Here is a 17,071-nt window from a genome sequence, read left to right on the forward strand (position 1 = left end):
AATCATGTCTAGCGTCACGCAGCTCCAAAACATCCCACAGGTGAAACCGATTATCTTTCTGGATATCGATGATGTACTGTGCGTGCATCGCACGCTCAACACGCGTCAAGTACTTGCTGCCTTGGCGGGCGACGAGACCGTAGATGCTGATGAAGTGTGGCAGCATATTTTTCATCCAGCAGCGCGTGAGAATCTCCGAGCACTGGATGAAGAGTTCAGCCCAATTTACGTCATTAGTTCGTCGTGGACTTTGCATCTCGACCAGCAGCAATTGCGCGAAACTTTCCGGCTTACTGGTATCGGTTTTGTGGCCGACAACCTGCACCAGGTGCCGTTTACTCCGCGCGACGAAGATTCATATCGTCTGGTGGAAATAGATGCATGGCTGGATACGTATCTAGCTCCCACATTATCTCAAGCCTACGTTACTTCGTACTTGATTATCGATGATGTGGTCAGCGGCCAATCCCTGCTTGGTTCTCATTTGGAGGACCGTACAGTCTTCTGCGACGCATGGACCGGCTTCACATACCCCAAATTGGTGACTGCACAAAAAATTCTGCGCGGTGGCCTGCGCTAACCCTGTTGACCTTTCTTTGACAAAAATCCATGCACATCACTTTTAAAAATCTGGTACTGGTGAGCGCTACGTTGAGCTCTATAGCGCTTCAGGGCTGCACTACTCCTCATCGTAATGAGGGCGTCGTCAACCACATAACAAACAATGTGGTTCGAATGGAGGTGAATTGGGGAGAATATCCGGACAGAGCTTGGTCGCCCGCGTCATACAACGTCATGGCGAGATATCACCACTGGGACGAAAACTCGATTCAATATCGATGGATATGGCCTCAGGCAACGATGCGACGAGACCTCTATGCACAAGTGAACGAAATTGCCGTCGTTGCGGATGGGGTTCCGTTCTTGCGGCACGGCGACCTAGTCGACGTTTTTGTGCCCCCCTTTGAAACCTACAACTATGGTCAGTTGAAAGCTCCTATCGTCATTCGGTTAGTTTGCAAAGCCGATGATAGCGACTGCATAGAAAAATCGAAAAAAGAGCTCGGCGGTAAGAATGAGATAGTCAGCAAAGGTAGTCCAGATTTGAGCCGCGTCGCCTTTACCAAGACGTTCGACAAAACCGGCAAGCGACTCATCCCCCTTCAATAGTTCGAAGCACCGAATGGCGACCACAGTTGCTACAGTGTGTCCTTAACTACGAATTTACCTATGTCTGCCAGAATTAAAATTTTCAGCGTCATCTGCGTGGCCGGTATCTTAGCCGCATGTACAACTCCTCACACGAACGAAGGCGTTGAGAACCTCATCGCAAACAACGTCGTTCGCATGACTGTGAACTGGGATGAGAAGGATTCTAAGGCTTGGTCTCCTGCGTCCTACAGCGTCATGGGGAATTACTTCCACTGGAGCGAAAACTCCATTCAGTATCGCTGGATACCGGTACAAGCCAATCTTCGGCGCGACTTGTACGGCCAAGCAAATAATCCGGCTCGTATTCCCGATGGATTCCCAATACTCTCTTCAGGTGACCTGGTCGATGTTTATGTACCACCTTGGAGCTCCATGAATTATGGCGAGCTGAAAGCACCGATTATCGTTCGATTTGTCTGTAGCGCTAGCGATAGCGCCTGCCAAGACCTTTCGAAGAAAGACCTCGGTGGACGAAATGAGGTTGTCAGCAAAGGCAAACCAGACATGGGGAATCTGGTGTTTACTAAGAAGTTTGACGAGAGCGGGAACAGATTAAAGCAACGTCAGTAACCAAAGCTCTGTGCAGAACCAACGCGTGTCGTGGCTGCTCGTCCAGTCCCATAAAGGCAGCGGACCTCATTGATATTGCAGGCTTTTCGGTACGTTGCACGCTTTCTCCATTTCGTACCGAAAAATTTAACAGAGGAAGACAATGGTCCGACCTATTATTTTTTCTAGGCTTCGAAGGAGTCCTGTCTCTCGCTCCGAACGCGGTTGTCTGTCAGGTGCTCAACACTACATTGCGCCGCCAACGAGTAAACGATGCGCTTCTACAGTCGCTGTTCGGTCGCGACGCATGCGAGAACCTCGCTACACTTCAGCAGCAACACAATTCACAGTTTGTCATCACATCTATTTGGGGTGACATCCTGCTTAAAGAGGAGCTGTGCGCCCTTCTCGGAAAATGCGAGCTCCACTTCATCACGGCAATCCTCCACAAGCACTGGAAAATTCCGTTCGATGACTGTGCGTTCAAGTTTGAGGAAATCGATGACTGACTTCGTCTTTACCAGCGGAGACATGTGCAGTTCATCATCATCGACGATGACCAGGAGCGACAATGGCACACGCTGGCCCCTCAAATCTGGAGTCGCACTGTGTCCTGCGTCGGCAACCACGGATTTACGCTGGACAGTCTAAAGGAAGCGAGCCAGTTCTTCGCAGGGTGACCACTTTCAGCGCTGAAAGTGCAAGAGGGATTAGGCTGCCGCCGCCCAAAGCGCCATCATCAATATCAGCACGACCGCACATGCCGCAATCGTGGCGAATACGATGATACGTCTATATTTTTCATAGCCGGTCACATCATCATCGCGTGAGAAGAACTGGTCGAATCGTCGCATACTCACCCCGATAAGCCATATTTAGGTAAACAGTATAAATCAATTTACATAGCCGTCTCAAGCTAACACGCATCGCCGTTAAGTGGCTATAATTCAGTGTCGTTGAAGAAGAAGTGTCCGCCATAGCAGCAAGAAGGCGAGACACACTTAGTAAGAGTGGGGCTGCACGACACACTCACTCGAACGTGGTGTTGAAGATGATTTCAACTCAGGATTCTCAGAGAAATGTCTGAGATGCTGCTGGCGCCGTTCCGACAAACCATGCATCAATCTGCGTTATCGCCCTTGCCTTCTTTAAGGTAAAAAACAGTGTTCATCTAGTGAGCTTGGGCAAGTAAGGCACGACCACTTTCAGCGCTGAAACTGGCATTGGAAAAAGCTTCTTCTAGGTTCGACTACCTTTCTTATCCGGATGAAAGGTCAAGAAGTGCTTGCGCGGCGAAGCTCAATTTCAGCGCTGAAACTGGTGAAGTTGGTCAGCTATGGGCATGCCTCTCTTAACTCTTCCGGATGGTACATCTCCCATCAAAAACGGTCATAGCTATCGTCTGGGTCATCCTGAAGACTACTGAATGCGATGATTAGAAAAAATTTTTCCTTGTAACTCTTTTTCAAAACCACTTTTGCGCAATTCGTCCATTGCTTTTTCGACCGCCGGAAGTAACGCCCTACTCTTATCCTGCAAATAAAGATTAGCGTAAGTCTTCTCGAGACTATGCGTGCTCCGAAGCTCACCTGCCTGAAGCAGGAGATACGAGGCATCTGTCAGTTCAAGGTCATCATAGATACAAGCGTCTACTCGCCGTATCTTGAGCATGGCAAAGCATTGGTCTATGGTGTTCACGGCAAATGAGGGCGCGCGTGAATACCGCTCAGCAACGGATTGAAAATATGCGTATCCGCGAAGGTAACCAATCACAATCGGCCGCCTCGCCAAGTCGTCCAACGTGTTGATGGCGGCAGGATTGTCTTGGCGTGTCGCGATGAGCAAGCGACGGTCAATATAGGATGGGCTAGCTTTAACATATGCAGAGCTGCCTGTCAGTTGCACGAATTTATCCAGTCGGCCAATCTCGCCGTCCAACTGTCCGGCCTGCATCATGACTACAGCCCTCTTTCCAGGGACAACTACGAATTCGCAGGTCCGTTTAATGTGCCTACACACCTCCGATAGATATCGCCTAGAGTACAGCTCTCCAATCGAGCCTTGAGAAAACAGTATTTTGAATTTCAGAGTACCATCGCCTGCCGACACATTCGCGGGGATAGTAAGCACCAAGCCAAGCATGAGCAGGCCGCTTTGCAAGCTTCTATCAAAACTCCAAGGCTTCATCTCATCTCTCTTTGGTAAATCGGTTGTCGCTAGAAAATGGAGACCAGTTACGAATCAGTTGGTGAAACCTTGCCTGGCAAAAGCATATCATTTCGCTTAACAGAAAACATAACCTACGGACTTTCTTGCATCATGCGTGCCATCGCGGGTCTACTTCAATCCCGTTCTGCGACCGGTGGTGGTATGCTGTGGCGCTTATTCAAATGAAAAGATTGTCATGAGTGAGGAGCACGAACGGTTCGGTGTGCCAGCAGAAAATATTCTGGCAGCGCAGAAGTGGGCAAACCTGCACCGAAAACGTCATCACTACCACACTAGGGTCCCGACAAGGAAGGAAGTGCAATCACTTCCTGTCGAAGTGCTAACACCGCTACTGATTGGCTGGATGGAGCATAGTCCTATCGAAATAGTTCCGAGCCGCATACAAATTGAACAAGTGATAGGCTTGCTCAAAGCTCGAGAGGACTCTGGCAGCCTCAAACGGCTGCTTACCATGTGCCAGCACTACGTGAACAATCAGTGAATCCGAGGCCCGTGTCATTACACGGTAACGTTGAAGAGATACGATAACCACATGTCTCTTGATTCAACTCCCGATGGATTCGCTGCCTCCTAATCGAGGCAGTTTTTTTATGTAAAAAAGCGATAGCTACTTTCGCTACTCTCAAAGCAAATCCTCATTTCCGCATACGGTGTCACCGTGTCTGAAGCAGTGCATATTGATTTCGACAGTGTCGCCTTGCAAAATCCCGAGGTATGACATGGCCAGAATTGAAATCCCCTACTACCTTACACCCAAGCTCGGCGTCGAAATGAACGCTGGACATTATTTAGTCAGCGTTGAGCTACGCGATGGCCGATTGTTTACCAATTTGGTAGTGAAAGAAGGACGCTTTATTACAGGGCGGCGCGATGACCCTAACGGGGAAGGAACACTGCTTTTCACAAGCATGGATATCTGCGACATCCAGCGGCACGCCTTCGTTTACGGGCGGGCGCTAACTTCGTAGCAATTTAATCGCGTGTGCTGCTGGGGGGGGTGTGCAAAATCGCTCAGGTAGGCTTCAAGCGCATCCGAAAAATGATGACACGGCTTTGGGCGAGTGCGGCACATCGGCGCGATTTCGAAGCTTTCTTTAGCCGACCGTGCTGGTACCGTAGTCGTTCCAACGCGACCTTGGCAACCAACATGATTTTCTTTGATGTAGGATTGGTATTCTGTTGCAGCTTAGTAGTCGGCCATTTGCGGGTGGCCGTCGCTAGAAGCGGAACCAAACATTTTCCCGCTTTGAGTACGTGAAGACCAAGACTGGAAAAATCAGGGAGACTGGTTTTGTGCCTGCACTCAGGACATGCAAACACCTCACGCTCCCCTATCTGCAACGGGGGCAAGAAGAGGCGGTTAACGCGATGACCACAGCGCTTACATACGCATTTGTACATACGTTATCTTGGGGACGTTTGCAGATGAGTTTAACTGGGGTGATTCAGGTGGGTGAACGAAGAGGCTACCCCTCGTTTGTGACAGGAGTTTGACAAGCGGTATAGAACACCGATGCCGCGTTGCTAACGTTGCACTTGATTGAATCCGTTGGTAGATTCTCTACCAGCCGATGAATTTTGAAAGTAATACTTGAATGGCACCTTGGCAGTTAGATTTGTACCTCTTCCGGAACACCGAAACACTACCCGATGTATCGTCAGATGGATGGATACCTCCCGCACTAAACGGCTCCGCATTACTTGACGCACAAAAAGTTCTGCGTACATATTTGGGACACCCGTGGTCTATCACTGAGCAGTGGTTCGTATTCGGCCCCGAGGGAGGTAGTCGCGCTGATGTAATTTTTGAGAACGAAGCAAGTGCTGCGGTCGTCATTCGATTAGATATGCGGAATGATAGCGTACAGTTCGGCGCCTTGGCGTGCAGGTTGGCGAATGAACTGGGCTGCTACTTTTTCCTTCCCAGCCTTGACGCAGTCATTCAACCACATCCCAATGCGCTACGTTTCGCCGTCGCGGATGCTACTTCAGTTCGCTCCGAAAAACTGGGCGAGAATAGCTCCACCTTGACCTGGCATGTAGCGCCTAAACACGGCAATTAGCGTGTTAGAGCACTCGCCAAGAAACTGGACGACTGCCGCCAATGTTTGCCCCCGTCGAAGTCACTCGTGGATGATGGTCGACTAATAAGCCCACCACCGGCTTCTGCTGTTCGATGGAATCGCGTACATCGTTCCAGTTGATGCCACCCAGTGGAATTTTTAAGCGCTGGGCCAGCGTTCCGTTTTCTTCCGCCCACGCCAAGTACAAAAAACGTCCGCCGGGGGGGCCGTGTGCGAATGAGCCGAGCAATACGAGCTCTTCAGATTTTCCTGCCTTCACCTGGAGCGTCACATCAAATACAGCTTCCCCGGCTTCTCCCTGCAATCCTAGTTGAAGGCGCCCATCCTTGTCCTGCATACCGAAAGTACCCGGCGTCCTCCCCCACTTCAATGGCCCGTCGCCATCGTAAATTAGTCTCAATCGCACAGAGTCCATTTTTGTGATTCGTCCTCATTTTTCCAATTATGAACCATGTATTCAGTACAGGTCCAATGAGGACTCTAGCTCTCTACGATGCGCTCATCAATTGAAATGTGCTGTTTGTTCTTCGCAAATTTCAGGTAGCAGCAAGAAGCCGGTTTTGTACGTGAACAGGTTTTACTTTTGAGTGAATGAAAGCGCTAGCGCCGCCTTCGCTCCCATCAACTTTGAAGAACGCAACGAGTTGAGTCAGGTTGTTCGCTTCTTTGTGCATTGCTTCAGCCGTCGCAGCAGCCTCCTCAACCAGAGCGGCGTTCTGTTGAGTCACCGTATCCATATCGCTGATTGCGCTGTTGACCTCATGAATGCCAGATTCTTGTTCAGCATTCGCAGAGCTTATCTCGCCCATAATGCTTGTCACCCTAGCGATGCTGGCGACGATTTCCGACATCGTGTCACCCGCAGCATGCGCCAACGTTGTACCGACTTCGATTCTGCTTGTCGAGTCATTAATCAGTGTTTTGATTTCGCGTGCGGCAGTGGCAGAACGTTGAGCAAGATTGCGAACTTCAGATGCGACTACCGCAAAGCCACGGCCTTGCTCGCCAGCTCGTGCAGCCTCGACAGCTGCGTTCAGCGCCAAGATGTTCGTCTGGAATGCGATGCCATCAATGACTCCGATGATGTCCACGATTTTTTTAGCTGACGCGCTAATCTCGTCCATTGTGACAACCACCTCACCAACCATATCACCACCTTTGCTCGCCACGTTCGACGCTGAAACCGCAAGCTCGTTAGCCGTGCGTGCGCTTGTGGAGTTGTGCCTTACTGCGGAGGTTAGCTCTTCCATAGAAGATGCAGTCTCCTCCAACGCTCCTGCTTGATGTTCAGTCCTGCGCGAAAGGTCGAGATTTCCGGAGGCCAGTTCTTTTGATGCGTCATCGATGGTGTGAGCACCATCCCGAACTTGTTTCACCGTGGTGGCCAGGCGCGTGGTCATGTTATGAAGTGCGTCTAGCAGTTGACCGATTTCGTCTACGCGCTGTGGACGTTCAAACGTCCGCAAATCGCCTTCAGATACACGTGTAGCGAGGTCAACTGCGTGCTGCAACGGGGAGACAATACTGCGCGTGATAACCCAGGCGAACGCTGCGCCCAATGCCAATGCGAGAACCCCAAAGGCGAGCAGCGTTGCTCTGCTGCTTTGGTATTGCGTAGATGATTGGGCGGCAAGCATTTTCGCTTGCCCACTCTGGTATCCGAGCAGTTGCTCAAGCGCATTCGTATAGCTGGCAAAGGTGGTTTTGAATGTGGTGTCGGCTAGCTGTTCTACCTCTTGGGTCTTGCCTAATTCTTTGAATCCGAAAATTTCTTTTCGCACGGCCAGATAAGCTTTTTCTTTCTCGATGGCGGTACGAATTAACGCATCTTCCTCGGGTGCATGGGCTTGCTTTGACAATTGGCTACCCGCAGCAAGGACCTGTTTGTCACCTTCCGCTAGTTGCGCCTGAAAGAATTCTCCAACCTCCAGGCTGTCACTCTTCGCAATGGACAAAGCGCGCACACCGTTAATTTTTGCGGCCCCAAGCCAATCGGACGCCAACAGCTGCTTGGCCAATTTATCGTTCACTAAGTACTCAGTCGTATCGTTTGCAGCATCCAATCGCCACAACGCCACTCCAGTGATGCAGGCCATGACAAACAGGACGATGGCGAACGCCGATAGGACCCGTGGGCCCGTTTTGAGATTGAGTGATTTCATGACTTTGACGAAAGGTGTGAACTGCGGGGATTGGCAAGCAGAATACTCACCAATTGTTTCACCATCATTACACTGTGAAAATTTCTATTGATGAATATAAAATCATTGCAAAACAATCATATTCATCAAGCGACGCTCATGCAGCCCAGGTTCCGCCGAAAACAAACCGTCCGTGCTCGTCAGCTTCGGGCTGCACGAAAATGTCTGCCTCGCCATCTCCACCTGCATTCACTAGTTTCGATTTGTGAGAACAGACCGGGCAGACGAATGCCCATCCATGCGCGTCGCAAATAGGCTCAATAGCGACTAGCGGAAGTCGTCGACCACAGTACTTGTACATGCATTTGAACTGCCCTTCCCTTGGTGCGTGCAGACTCATCTTGACTCTCCTTCTTTAAACTCATTGACCTGATGCCGCAGCTTTCCAAGCTTGGGTGCGGCCAAAAAAAATTGCGAGGCGCAGTAAGAAATCGGACAGCATTTGTCCGATGTATGAATTTGGTGTCGGTATATTTCCCGACCGCCGACGCCGGTAGAGCAGCCATCGAATGGTGCTTATGGTGGCTCTTAGGAACAAGCCGGTCTGCATCTTAACGACGGTTTGTGACAGGCGTTTGACTCACACCTTGTTGTGCAGTGACGTTTCTGGTTGGCCGAGCAGCCGATGCAAGCGGCCTTACAGGTGCGAGGTCATCACGAAGAAAGACGAGCCGTCAGCAGGTCAACTCAGTGGAAATCTGGTATGGTGACTCCATTTGCTCAAGCCATGCTAACCCTTAGGCGACTAAACGCCTGCCTCTCACCAACGTGATTTTCGAATACCTGAAAGGTCATTTATGGGCTCTGCCAATGTTTCGTTCACACGGATGCAAGGACATGTGGAGATGCTCCTAGAAATCGATGGCGCGACCGTTGCACGGACTTCTAGCGCAGAGTCAATGGTACTGGAACTGCAAATACGACAGGTCCGCGAACTTCAGATTGAAGGCAAATTTTCGACCATATTGCCTACGTCTGAAAAAACCCTTGTGGCAGCGGCTGAGATTCCATTTACAGAAGTGATGCCTGCACTGAGGTTGTTGGCCGCGTGCTCATTTATGGGGGAGTTTCCAACGCTGTCGTATCCTGAACGTCGTAAGAAACCTAGGGCAGAGACCTATACGCCCAAGTCCCCTGCTTAGGCTTCTTGCTGAGGCATCGCTGCTGCGGCCGTAGGCGTGAGCTTGTTAGGCTCGCGGCTTCGCCCAACACGGCCGACACGGTATCGCGAGGAATCTGATGGTGCAATAGATAGACCCAAGCGCGAGCTGTGCCATGAGCCGCATTGATTGCGAGACCCTTCGCAACGATTTCCTGAATTGCCTGGTCACGCTCATGCATTTGTTAAATCCCTGTTATCAAAAAAGATGGTGAGGTGTTCACTCTCACTGTCTTCACAACGAATTCTACAAATTCATTGTGACAAGATATTGAAATTAGGAAATTTTTTGTAACTTTAAGTGGTTCTCAGTTGCAATAATCTAAGCACGATTGGCGAAGTGCTTGCTATTTATGCTGCGTCGCAGCAAACTCATAACACTTCCTCTTATTCCTGAGAAGTCGAATCCAATCAGCTGTGCTTTGGCATAGCCGCTAATTCGCCACTGCAACTAAGGGAGAGCGAGATGAGTAATAGCAAACTCAAAGTACTCCAGCAGTTCCCAACTGCGAGAGCAGCTGCCTCACCAGACGGCAAGCTCTGGCGCCTGATTGGCGTACATGGTGTAGTCGAGGCACAGGCTCCGAGCGAGTCGCAACTATGGGACGATGCGCTGAAGTACATCAAGAAATGGCCTGAGGCTCAAGACCGCTACCTCCTGAAAGCCGAGTATTTCGAGCAATTCAACAAGACACCTACATAATCTTCAACTCAACGCGTCCGCCTCTGCGCGGGAATGGCATGGAGCTAAAATGTGTAGTCAAGACAGGCGAATGTTCCGAGGTAAAGCAATCTCCGTAGATACCGCGCTTCGTATTGCCGCTACAGAAGGAATTTCCGCAGCGGTTCAGTACATGTACGAAAACGGAATTTCTCCAAGCACTGCGATGCGTGTACTGAGTGGCCCAGAGTTTTGTCGGCAGCACCGCGAGCGCAGAAAATCACCTAGACACATGATTCATGGAGTGCATTAAGCACGGCTATGGCGTTGTGTTTCCAAGTGATACACTAACCTCAGGCAAATATAGTCGGGAGGACTCATGGCAGTCTGGCAGTTTGACCTACATTTGATTCCCCGGGACATGGCGATGCCTGACGTTGGGAAGCCTGGATGGGAGCCTTTTCTTCCGCAGAGAGTGGCATACGCGGTTCAAGAGGACCTCTGCCATTACCTGGGCACGCCATGGCGCATGCTTAAAGACTGGCTCGTCTTCGGACCGGAAAACGGAAGCCGCGTCGATGTTCTATTCGAGGCAGATGGAAGCGCGAACTTTTCCGCGAGAGTGGACATGCGGAACGAGTCTCCCCAGTTCCTCGTGCTATTGACTGACCTCGCTCGGCTGCATGGCTGCGTTTTCTTTAGCCCTGATACTGTGGAGCTTGTGAAGCCGGAGGTCCATCAAGTTGTAGCGGCAATTACACGCTACGATTCTCGTGACCTTGACTTGCTCTAGCTCCCATTCGCTAGGCCTATTTTTTTTCAGTCCGTTCACGCTTCAGAAATTTCCACACTGAGTGTCTCAGCATCTCCTCCGCTTCAGTCAAATTCATTGGGTTGCTGGGCGCATCAAATTGCCCCGAGCGGTGCCTAGACTCAAGGCCAGCGACAGCAGCATTATTTGCAGAACTTTTAAAGCGCTTCAGCTCTGATTTATCGGCAATCCCTGCATCTGACAAGCCGCCGACCTCAGCCTCCATTTCTTCCACGATTCGATACAACTGCGTCCAAGTCCTATTGGGGTGACCCCATAACTTCAGTACTAGCTCCTTTCTCGGGTTGTCCGACAGATTTCGCCACACCGCCTGAGAACTAGTCTCCTTCTCAGCGCATCCAAGTCGAATGTCAAATCTAAATCTGATGTTCAGTGCCGCGAAGCCGGAATGATAACGAGTACTCCTCCCGTCTTCATGCGTCTCGATAACCAGACCCGATTTCAAAAAACTAAAGCTGGGCCACTGAAGAACGACAATAGCATTCCAACTACTCAGGATTGACATCGCCTTGAGGAGTACCTCGTGGTGGGAGGAAAGCTGCCCGAAGCTTTCGCTGAACATGAAAAATTCTTTCTCACACTCTTCGATAAAGGTGCCTTCACTCCCAAAACACTGCATAACCAGGCGAATGTCTACGTCATCGCCAACGACCTGCACCTTCCACTTATCCATTGCACCTCCTGCCGACCTCACAAGGGGCAGGATTCTACATGCTGTATTGCGGACATGGAACGATTCCCTCATGGCAACAAAAATCTTCTTGCGCGTATATGAGGTAGCCGACTATACTTCAAAAAAGTACTGTACATACGTACAGCTAACGGACTTTCAAAAAAGATATGTTGTGCTCGCCCTTTTCTCAATCCTGTGATGCCCAGCGAATCGCTGAGGCCGCTATACGTCAACATGTTTGGCGAGCGGACGAGCTCAGTCGCAGCCGAACCTTATCGGCGTCAACCGGTTATGAGTGCTTAGATGCAGAACTGCCGGATAAAGGGTGGCCACAGTCTTCGCTTGTTGAGCTATTGGTTCAACAGCCTGGTATCGGTGAGATGCATTTACTACGCCCTGCTCTCGCTGCTTTGTCGAAAACGAGATATGTCGCGCTCATTGAACCACCTCATAGGCCCAATGCGGCGGCCTGCAAGTTCTTAGGCCTTACATGCTCAAACATCTTATGGATACGTGCGCCGACCACGGCAAATGCACTCTGGGCGGCTGAACAAATTCTCCGGAATGGAAGTTGTGGAGCGGTCTTGCTATGGCAGAAGAACATTCGCACTGAGGCACTCCGGCGCCTCAATCTGGCCGCACAATCAACAGATACGACATTCTGGCTTTTACGACCGTTAAGTGCAGCTGCCGATGCCTCACCGGCACCACTTCGAATCGCACTGCGACCGTCGGCTGGCGGAATATCAGCAGAAGTCATTAAGCGGCGTGGCCCACATCACGACCAGCCACTAATTATTCCACTGGCCAAAATGCCAGCACGCCAACGATTTCTGGATGAGCAAAATGCGGTATTGGTTCAGCGTTCATCTCCCTCTACTACCACTCGAGTCCGTCAGGCCGCGCTGGTGTGAGCCCGCGCCTTACGTCGTTATCGAAAAAGGGAAAGTAATCTCTGTATCGCGCGAGGCATTTGCGTTGGGGGTTCGTGTCGGCATGCGACCGGGCGGGGTATCTGCAATAGCACCATCAACCCTTGTGTTAGAGCGTGACCTTCAGCGAGAGGAAATCACTCGCAATGCAGTCGCTTTGGCACTACTTCAATTTACGCCGGAAGTGGCACATGCTGACGACTTCAGCATCCTACTCGATGTCACCGCTAGCCTTCGCCTCTTCCGTGGGTATGCATCTATCGGCCGAAGAATTCGAGCAAGCACGCAAGCCATTGGAGTAACCGTCCGGATTGGAACTGGCCCAACTGCCATGGGTGCCTGGTTGCTTGCACGCTTACCTCTTTCGAAGCGCCAGTCCCTTTTGCGAAGAACTATAAAGATGGCTTCGATGGAACGGCAACTGGACCACATTCCATGTGATTATTTGCCCGCCGCAGTACCTCACCTCGAATGGTTGGCAGGCATCGGCGCCACCAATCTCGCTGCCCTACGTCGCCTTCCACGACAAGGTATCCAGCGCAGAATGAGCAAACAAGTTCTGGAAGAGCTGGACCGAGCGTTTGGACTTATGCCGGAGATGCACAGGTGGATTGCAATTCCAGAGACATTCGCAGCAAGGATTGAGACATTTGACCGGGTTGAAAATGCGGAAGCGCTTCTCGATGGCGCCACAGGTCTACTTGAGCAGTTCGTTGGATGGCTGGTAGCACGCCAACAAGCTGTAAGTACCTTCGCATTCATGCTCGAGCATGAACGCGGGAGAGAAGCTATTCCCGCAACAGAGGTCGAGATTCGCCTCGGAGAGCCTGCATGGCGTGTCGACCACATGAGCCGACTTCTCAAAGAGCGATTTCCACGCGTTGAGTTGGTGGCTCCCGTCATCGCAGTCCGACTCGAAGTTCGACTCCTCGCCGCCATGGTGCCACTGACGGAAGACTTATTCCCCGAACCGGGAGGAAGTCCGGCGGACTTCAAACGCCTCATGGAGCTGCTAGGAGCCCGTTTGGGGCCTGAAAACGTCTGCGTGCCTGTCAACGCCCCAGACCACGTTCCAGAGGCCGCTAACGCGTGGATTCCAATGAGCCACGCTCCTGCAAAGTTAGCGGGAACTGAAGCAGCCTTTGAGCGCCCTTTCTGGTTGCTCGATGAGCCACACAAGTTATTGGTCCGCGATGACCGCCCATTTTACGGTTCACCTTTAAAGATGATTAAAGGGCCGGAACGCATTGAAGGCCATTGGTGGAATGGGCAAACGGCCGCGCGTGACTACTACATCGCACAAGCAGCAGATGCATCGTGTTACTGGATTTATCTAGAACGAGTGCCTGGTGGAAGTTGGTACCTGCATGGGAAATTCTGATGAACGGCCAAAAGACCAAGTCGGAACTTACGCTGCCCGACTATGCCGAGCTCCAATGCGTGAGCCATTTTTCATTTCTAAGAGGAGCCTCTCCGCCTGAGCTTCTGGTTCAGCGTGCGGCGGAGCTCGGGTACAGTGCGCTGGCGATTACTGATGAGTGCTCATTAGCAGGTGTGGTGAAAGCCCACGTCGAAGCCAAAGAGTACGGACTCCATCTGATTATTGGCAGCCAGATGACCGTGACTCCCGAAGATGGCTCCCCTTCCTTCAATTTGCTCGTATTGGCAATGAGCCGAAATGGATACGGTAATTTGAGCGAGCTAATTACGGAAGCCCGGCGCCGAGCAGATAAAGGACAGTATTTGGTGCACCCCAGGGACATTGCTACCCCGGCGATTACGTACGCACACCTAAAGGGTCTACCAGACTGCCAACTTATTCTATGCCCGACTTACAACGCTGAATTTGAAGAAGTCGCAAGGCAAGCCGAATGGCTTGTTCGATGCGCACCTGGTCGAGCACGTGTGGCTCTAACGCTTCACTATCGTGCGGAGGACGACAAGCATCGTGCCATGGTCGAAGCGATATCAGAAGAATTTAGTCTACCCATCGTCGCAACGGGAGATGTGATGATGCATCGCAGGTCGATGAAAGAGGTGCAGGACACAATGACTGCGATTCGTTTGAAAAAGCCAATTGCTCAGTGTGGCTATGGCCTCGCATCGAATGCTGAGGCACACCTACGCTCTCGCCTGCGGTTAGGCATTCTATATCCACGTTCTGCTTTAGACGAAACTATCCGTGTCGCCCAACAATGTTCCTTCTCGCTCGATGAACTGAAGTATGAATACCCGGGCGAAATTGCGCCTGAAGGGAAGACACCCAAAGCTTATCTTCGCGAACAAGCTTACATCGGGGCACACTGGCGCTACCCACAAGCCATCCCAGAAAACGTACAGGCCCAGCTCGAATACGAGCTAGCTCTTATCGGTGAAATGGAATACGAACCGTACTTCCTAACGGTCTACGACATCGTTCGATTTGCCAGGTCTCAAAAAATTCTCTGCCAAGGACGCGGCTCCGCTGCAAACTCTGCTGTTTGCTACTGCCTCGGCATCACAGAAGTTGACCCTTCGCGCGGCACACTGCTCTTCGAGCGATTCATCTCGCGAGAGCGTAACGAACCTCCAGACATCGACGTGGACTTCGAGCACCAACGTCGCGAAGAGGTCATTCAATACATCTACGAAAAATATAGCCGGGCCAGAGCAGCACTCACCGCTGTGGTCATCTGCTATCGCCCGCGCAGCGTCATTCGTGATGTCGGCCGAGCCTTGGGAGTGGACCTGTCAGTGGTCGATAAAGTATCGAAGGCTAGTCATGGTTGGGGAGGACAGTCGGACCTTCAACAACGACTCCTAACATGTGGATTCGACCCGAACTCCTTCGTAGCCGAGCAGTGGGGACAGATTGCCGACCGGATGATGCGCTTCCCTCGTCATCTGTCTCAGCATCCAGGCGGCTTCGTAATTTCGCGAGGTCCCTTATCTCGTCTGGTTCCGATTGAAAACGCGACCATGCCTAACCGTACCGTAATTCAATGGGACAAAGACGACATCGATGCAGTGGGTCTGCTAAAAATAGATATCTTGGCGCTGGGTATGCTTTCCTGTATGTCACGCGCGCTCGAACTCATTTCTCAGCAACGAGGTGAACGATTCGAGTTAGGAGACATCCCACATGAGGACCCAGCAACCTACGCAATGATTTCGAAGGCTGACACCGTCGGTGTATTTCAAATTGAATCGAGGGCACAGATGTCGATGCTGCCTCGGATGGCTCCTAAAATTTTTTACGACTTAGTGATTGAAGTAGCGATTATCCGCCCTGGCCCTATTCAAGGCGGGATGATTCATCCGTATCTTCGTCGACGTCGCGGTGAAGAACCGGTCGACTATCCTCCGCAACTGGAATCGGTGTTGAGCCGTACCTTGGGTATTCCGATTTTTCAGGAACAGGTCATGTCCATCGCGATGATTGCCGCTGGCTTTTCGCCAGGTGAGGCGGACCGTCTTCGTCGCGCGATGGCCGCCTGGAAGCGCAAAGGAGGTCTGGAGCAATTCGAGGAGAAGCTTATGAGCGGTATGGCCGAACGCGGATACACCACCGAATTCGCCACATCGATTGTTGGCCAAATACGAGGTTTCGCAGAATATGGATTCCCAGAGTCTCACGCACATTCGTTTGCGCTCTTAGCATACGCAAGCAGCTGGTTGAAGTGCCACCATCCAGCCGAGTTCCTAGCAGCACTGCTGAACAGCCAGCCGATGGGATTCTACAGTCCCTCATCGCTGGTGCAGGATGCTCGACGCCATCGCGTTGAGGTACGTCCCATTGACGTGTGCACAAGCAGTTGGGAGGCTTCGTTAGAGCCGTCCAATCACCAATTGACCGCTGTGCGACTGGGACTAAACAGTATAAAAGGTATGGAGCGGGAAGCTGCGTTCCGAATTGAAGAAGCACGTGCAGCAAGGCAGTTTGAGAGCACCCGAGATTTAGCAATGCGAGCAGACCTCACAAAAGAGAACATGAAGGAACTCGCCTCGGCAAATGCACTAGCATCACTTACCGGCAATCGACGCACAGCGATGTGGAATGCCGCAGCCAGTGTTCCAGATAAGGGACTACTGAAGGAGGCAGGAATTGCCGAGCCTATGCTCGAATTGGCGGCCCCAACCGAGGGTGAAGACATCGTCGCCGACTACCGACACATCGGCCTAACACTTGGACGACATCCCCTCGCCCTGCTGCGCGACCGGCTGTACAAAATGAGGTTCACTCCATCGGAAATACTGAACACGTTTGAAGACGGGCAACTTGCGCGCGGTTGCGGCATCGTCACGGTGCGACAGCGTCCTGAAACAGCAAATGGTGTGATTTTCCTGACGCTGGAGGACGAATTCGGTACTATAAATGTAATTGTCTGGCCAAATTTAGTAGAGAAGCAGCGACGAGAGCTAATGACATCTCAGCTTTTAGGAGTCTACGGAATTTGGCAATCGAGGCAAGGTGTACGAAATCTAATCGCGAAAAGATTTTTAGATTGCTCGCATATTTTAGGACAACTTGAGACTCGCAGCAGAAATTTCCATTAATTT

General features: G+C 51.3%; 14 protein-coding genes and 1 pseudogene. 9 read left to right on the plus strand and 6 right to left on the minus strand.

Annotated features, from left to right (window positions below; translation table 11 throughout):
* The first annotated feature begins 4 nt into the window (after positions 1 to 4).
* From GTP58_RS20175 to GTP58_RS20185, 3 genes are read left to right on the plus strand one after another with little or no spacing between them, the layout of a single operon-like run.
* Entirely contained in the window at positions 5 to 580 is a 576-nt protein-coding gene (locus GTP58_RS20175) for an HAD domain-containing protein (RefSeq protein ID WP_161078966.1), read from the plus strand.
* Between the two features lie 29 nt (positions 581 to 609).
* Positions 610 to 1,170 (plus strand): hypothetical protein, encoded by a 561-nt coding sequence (locus GTP58_RS20180; RefSeq protein ID WP_161078967.1) that lies wholly within the window; start codon positions 610 to 612, stop codon positions 1,168 to 1,170.
* A gap of 60 nt (positions 1,171 to 1,230) precedes the next feature.
* Positions 1,231 to 1,782, plus strand: a complete 552-nt coding sequence (locus tag GTP58_RS20185; RefSeq protein WP_161078968.1) for a hypothetical protein — start codon at positions 1,231 to 1,233, stop codon at positions 1,780 to 1,782.
* Between the two features lie 323 nt (positions 1,783 to 2,105).
* Here GTP58_RS20185 and GTP58_RS20190 read toward each other — a convergent pair whose 3' ends face one another.
* The 3 genes from GTP58_RS20190 to GTP58_RS20200 all read right to left on the minus strand — a co-directional run bounded on the left by GTP58_RS20190 (position 2,106) and on the right by GTP58_RS20200 (position 3,948).
* The gene (locus GTP58_RS20190; RefSeq protein ID WP_161078969.1) at positions 2,106 to 2,339 is read right to left on the minus strand and encodes a hypothetical protein; all 234 of its coding nucleotides are present in this window, start codon (positions 2,337 to 2,339) and stop codon (positions 2,106 to 2,108) included.
* Positions 2,340 to 2,471: 132 nt separating this feature from the next.
* A complete protein-coding gene (locus GTP58_RS20195) occupies positions 2,472 to 2,615 on the minus strand; it encodes a hypothetical protein (RefSeq protein ID WP_161078970.1) in 144 nt (47 codons plus the stop codon).
* Between the two features lie 565 nt (positions 2,616 to 3,180).
* Positions 3,181 to 3,948 (minus strand): ABC transporter substrate-binding protein, encoded by a 768-nt coding sequence (locus tag GTP58_RS20200; RefSeq protein ID WP_161078971.1) that lies wholly within the window; start codon positions 3,946 to 3,948, stop codon positions 3,181 to 3,183.
* 761 nt (positions 3,949 to 4,709) lie between these two features.
* Here GTP58_RS20200 and GTP58_RS20205 point away from each other — a divergent pair.
* The gene (locus GTP58_RS20205; RefSeq protein WP_161078972.1) at positions 4,710 to 4,958 is read left to right on the plus strand and encodes a hypothetical protein; all 249 of its coding nucleotides are present in this window, start codon (positions 4,710 to 4,712) and stop codon (positions 4,956 to 4,958) included.
* Positions 4,959 to 6,057: 1,099 nt separating this feature from the next.
* Here GTP58_RS20205 and GTP58_RS20210 read toward each other — a convergent pair.
* Together GTP58_RS20210 and GTP58_RS31735 are read right to left on the minus strand one after the other, a co-directional pair.
* Positions 6,058 to 6,411, minus strand: coding sequence for a DUF5990 family protein (locus GTP58_RS20210; protein WP_161078973.1), 354 nt, complete (start codon positions 6,409 to 6,411; stop codon positions 6,058 to 6,060).
* Positions 6,412 to 6,610: 199 nt separating this feature from the next.
* Positions 6,611 to 8,236 carry a methyl-accepting chemotaxis protein gene (locus tag GTP58_RS31735; RefSeq protein WP_161078974.1) on the minus strand — a complete coding sequence of 542 codons (1,626 nt, stop codon included), beginning with the start codon at positions 8,234 to 8,236 and terminating at the stop codon, positions 6,611 to 6,613.
* Between the two features lie 1,664 nt (positions 8,237 to 9,900).
* On the opposite strand from GTP58_RS31735, the gene GTP58_RS20220 reads away from it, so the two are divergent.
* Complete coding sequence (locus GTP58_RS20220) at positions 9,901 to 10,137, plus strand: hypothetical protein (RefSeq protein ID WP_161078975.1); 237 nt, start codon at positions 9,901 to 9,903, stop codon at positions 10,135 to 10,137.
* A gap of 767 nt (positions 10,138 to 10,904) precedes the next feature.
* Here GTP58_RS20220 and GTP58_RS20225 read toward each other — a convergent pair.
* On the minus strand, positions 10,905 to 11,600 hold the full coding sequence (locus GTP58_RS20225) for a hypothetical protein (protein WP_161078976.1): 696 nt from the start codon (positions 11,598 to 11,600) through the stop codon (positions 10,905 to 10,907).
* Positions 11,601 to 11,767: 167 nt separating this feature from the next.
* On the opposite strand from GTP58_RS20225, the gene imuA reads away from it, so the two are divergent.
* The 4 genes and pseudogenes from imuA to GTP58_RS20240 all read left to right on the plus strand — a co-directional run bounded on the left by imuA (position 11,768) and on the right by GTP58_RS20240 (position 17,068).
* Complete coding sequence (gene imuA / locus GTP58_RS20230; RefSeq protein ID WP_161078977.1) at positions 11,768 to 12,514, plus strand: translesion DNA synthesis-associated protein ImuA; 747 nt, start codon at positions 11,768 to 11,770, stop codon at positions 12,512 to 12,514.
* Positions 12,447 to 12,872 (plus strand): annotated as a pseudogene (locus GTP58_RS31450) (DNA polymerase Y family protein); the annotation flags it as partial. The gene imuA and the pseudogene GTP58_RS31450, both read left to right, overlap by 68 nt.
* Positions 12,873 to 12,941: 69 nt before the next feature.
* Complete coding sequence (locus GTP58_RS20235; protein ID WP_229215708.1) at positions 12,942 to 13,913, plus strand: DNA polymerase Y family protein; 972 nt, start codon at positions 12,942 to 12,944, stop codon at positions 13,911 to 13,913.
* On the plus strand, positions 13,913 to 17,068 hold the full coding sequence (locus GTP58_RS20240; RefSeq protein ID WP_161079330.1) for an error-prone DNA polymerase: 3,156 nt from the start codon (positions 13,913 to 13,915) through the stop codon (positions 17,066 to 17,068). The genes GTP58_RS20235 and GTP58_RS20240 overlap by 1 nt, the downstream gene beginning before the upstream one ends.
* Positions 17,069 to 17,071: the final 3 nt, after the last annotated feature.

Origin of the sequence: Duganella sp. CY15W (genome assembly GCF_009857555.1) — a bacterium.
Classification (GTDB): domain Bacteria; phylum Pseudomonadota; class Gammaproteobacteria; order Burkholderiales; family Burkholderiaceae_D; genus Rugamonas; species Rugamonas sacchari.

Excerpts from the sequence above, each read along its gene's own strand:
- GTP58_RS20220 (WP_161078975.1), top strand. The coding sequence starts at position 9,901 with ATGAGTAATAGCAAACTCAAAGTACTCCAGCAGTTCCCAACTGCGAGA.
- GTP58_RS20205 (WP_161078972.1), top strand. The coding sequence starts at position 4,710 with ATGGCCAGAATTGAAATCCCCTACTACCTTACACCCAAGCTCGGCGTC.
- GTP58_RS20195 (WP_161078970.1), bottom strand. The coding sequence starts at position 2,615 with ATGCGACGATTCGACCAGTTCTTCTCACGCGATGATGATGTGACCGGC.
- GTP58_RS20185 (WP_161078968.1), top strand. The coding sequence starts at position 1,231 with ATGTCTGCCAGAATTAAAATTTTCAGCGTCATCTGCGTGGCCGGTATC.
- GTP58_RS20235 (WP_229215708.1), top strand. The coding sequence starts at position 12,942 with ATGGAACGGCAACTGGACCACATTCCATGTGATTATTTGCCCGCCGCA.
- imuA (WP_161078977.1), top strand. The coding sequence starts at position 11,768 with ATGTTGTGCTCGCCCTTTTCTCAATCCTGTGATGCCCAGCGAATCGCT.
- GTP58_RS20200 (WP_161078971.1), bottom strand. The coding sequence starts at position 3,948 with ATGAAGCCTTGGAGTTTTGATAGAAGCTTGCAAAGCGGCCTGCTCATG.
- GTP58_RS20180 (WP_161078967.1), top strand. The coding sequence starts at position 610 with ATGCACATCACTTTTAAAAATCTGGTACTGGTGAGCGCTACGTTGAGC.
- GTP58_RS20225 (WP_161078976.1), bottom strand. The coding sequence starts at position 11,600 with ATGGATAAGTGGAAGGTGCAGGTCGTTGGCGATGACGTAGACATTCGC.
- GTP58_RS31735 (WP_161078974.1), bottom strand. The coding sequence starts at position 8,236 with ATGAAATCACTCAATCTCAAAACGGGCCCACGGGTCCTATCGGCGTTC.
- GTP58_RS20210 (WP_161078973.1), bottom strand. The coding sequence starts at position 6,411 with ATGCAGGACAAGGATGGGCGCCTTCAACTAGGATTGCAGGGAGAAGCC.
- GTP58_RS20240 (WP_161079330.1), top strand. The coding sequence starts at position 13,913 with ATGAACGGCCAAAAGACCAAGTCGGAACTTACGCTGCCCGACTATGCC.
- GTP58_RS20175 (WP_161078966.1), top strand. The coding sequence starts at position 5 with ATGTCTAGCGTCACGCAGCTCCAAAACATCCCACAGGTGAAACCGATT.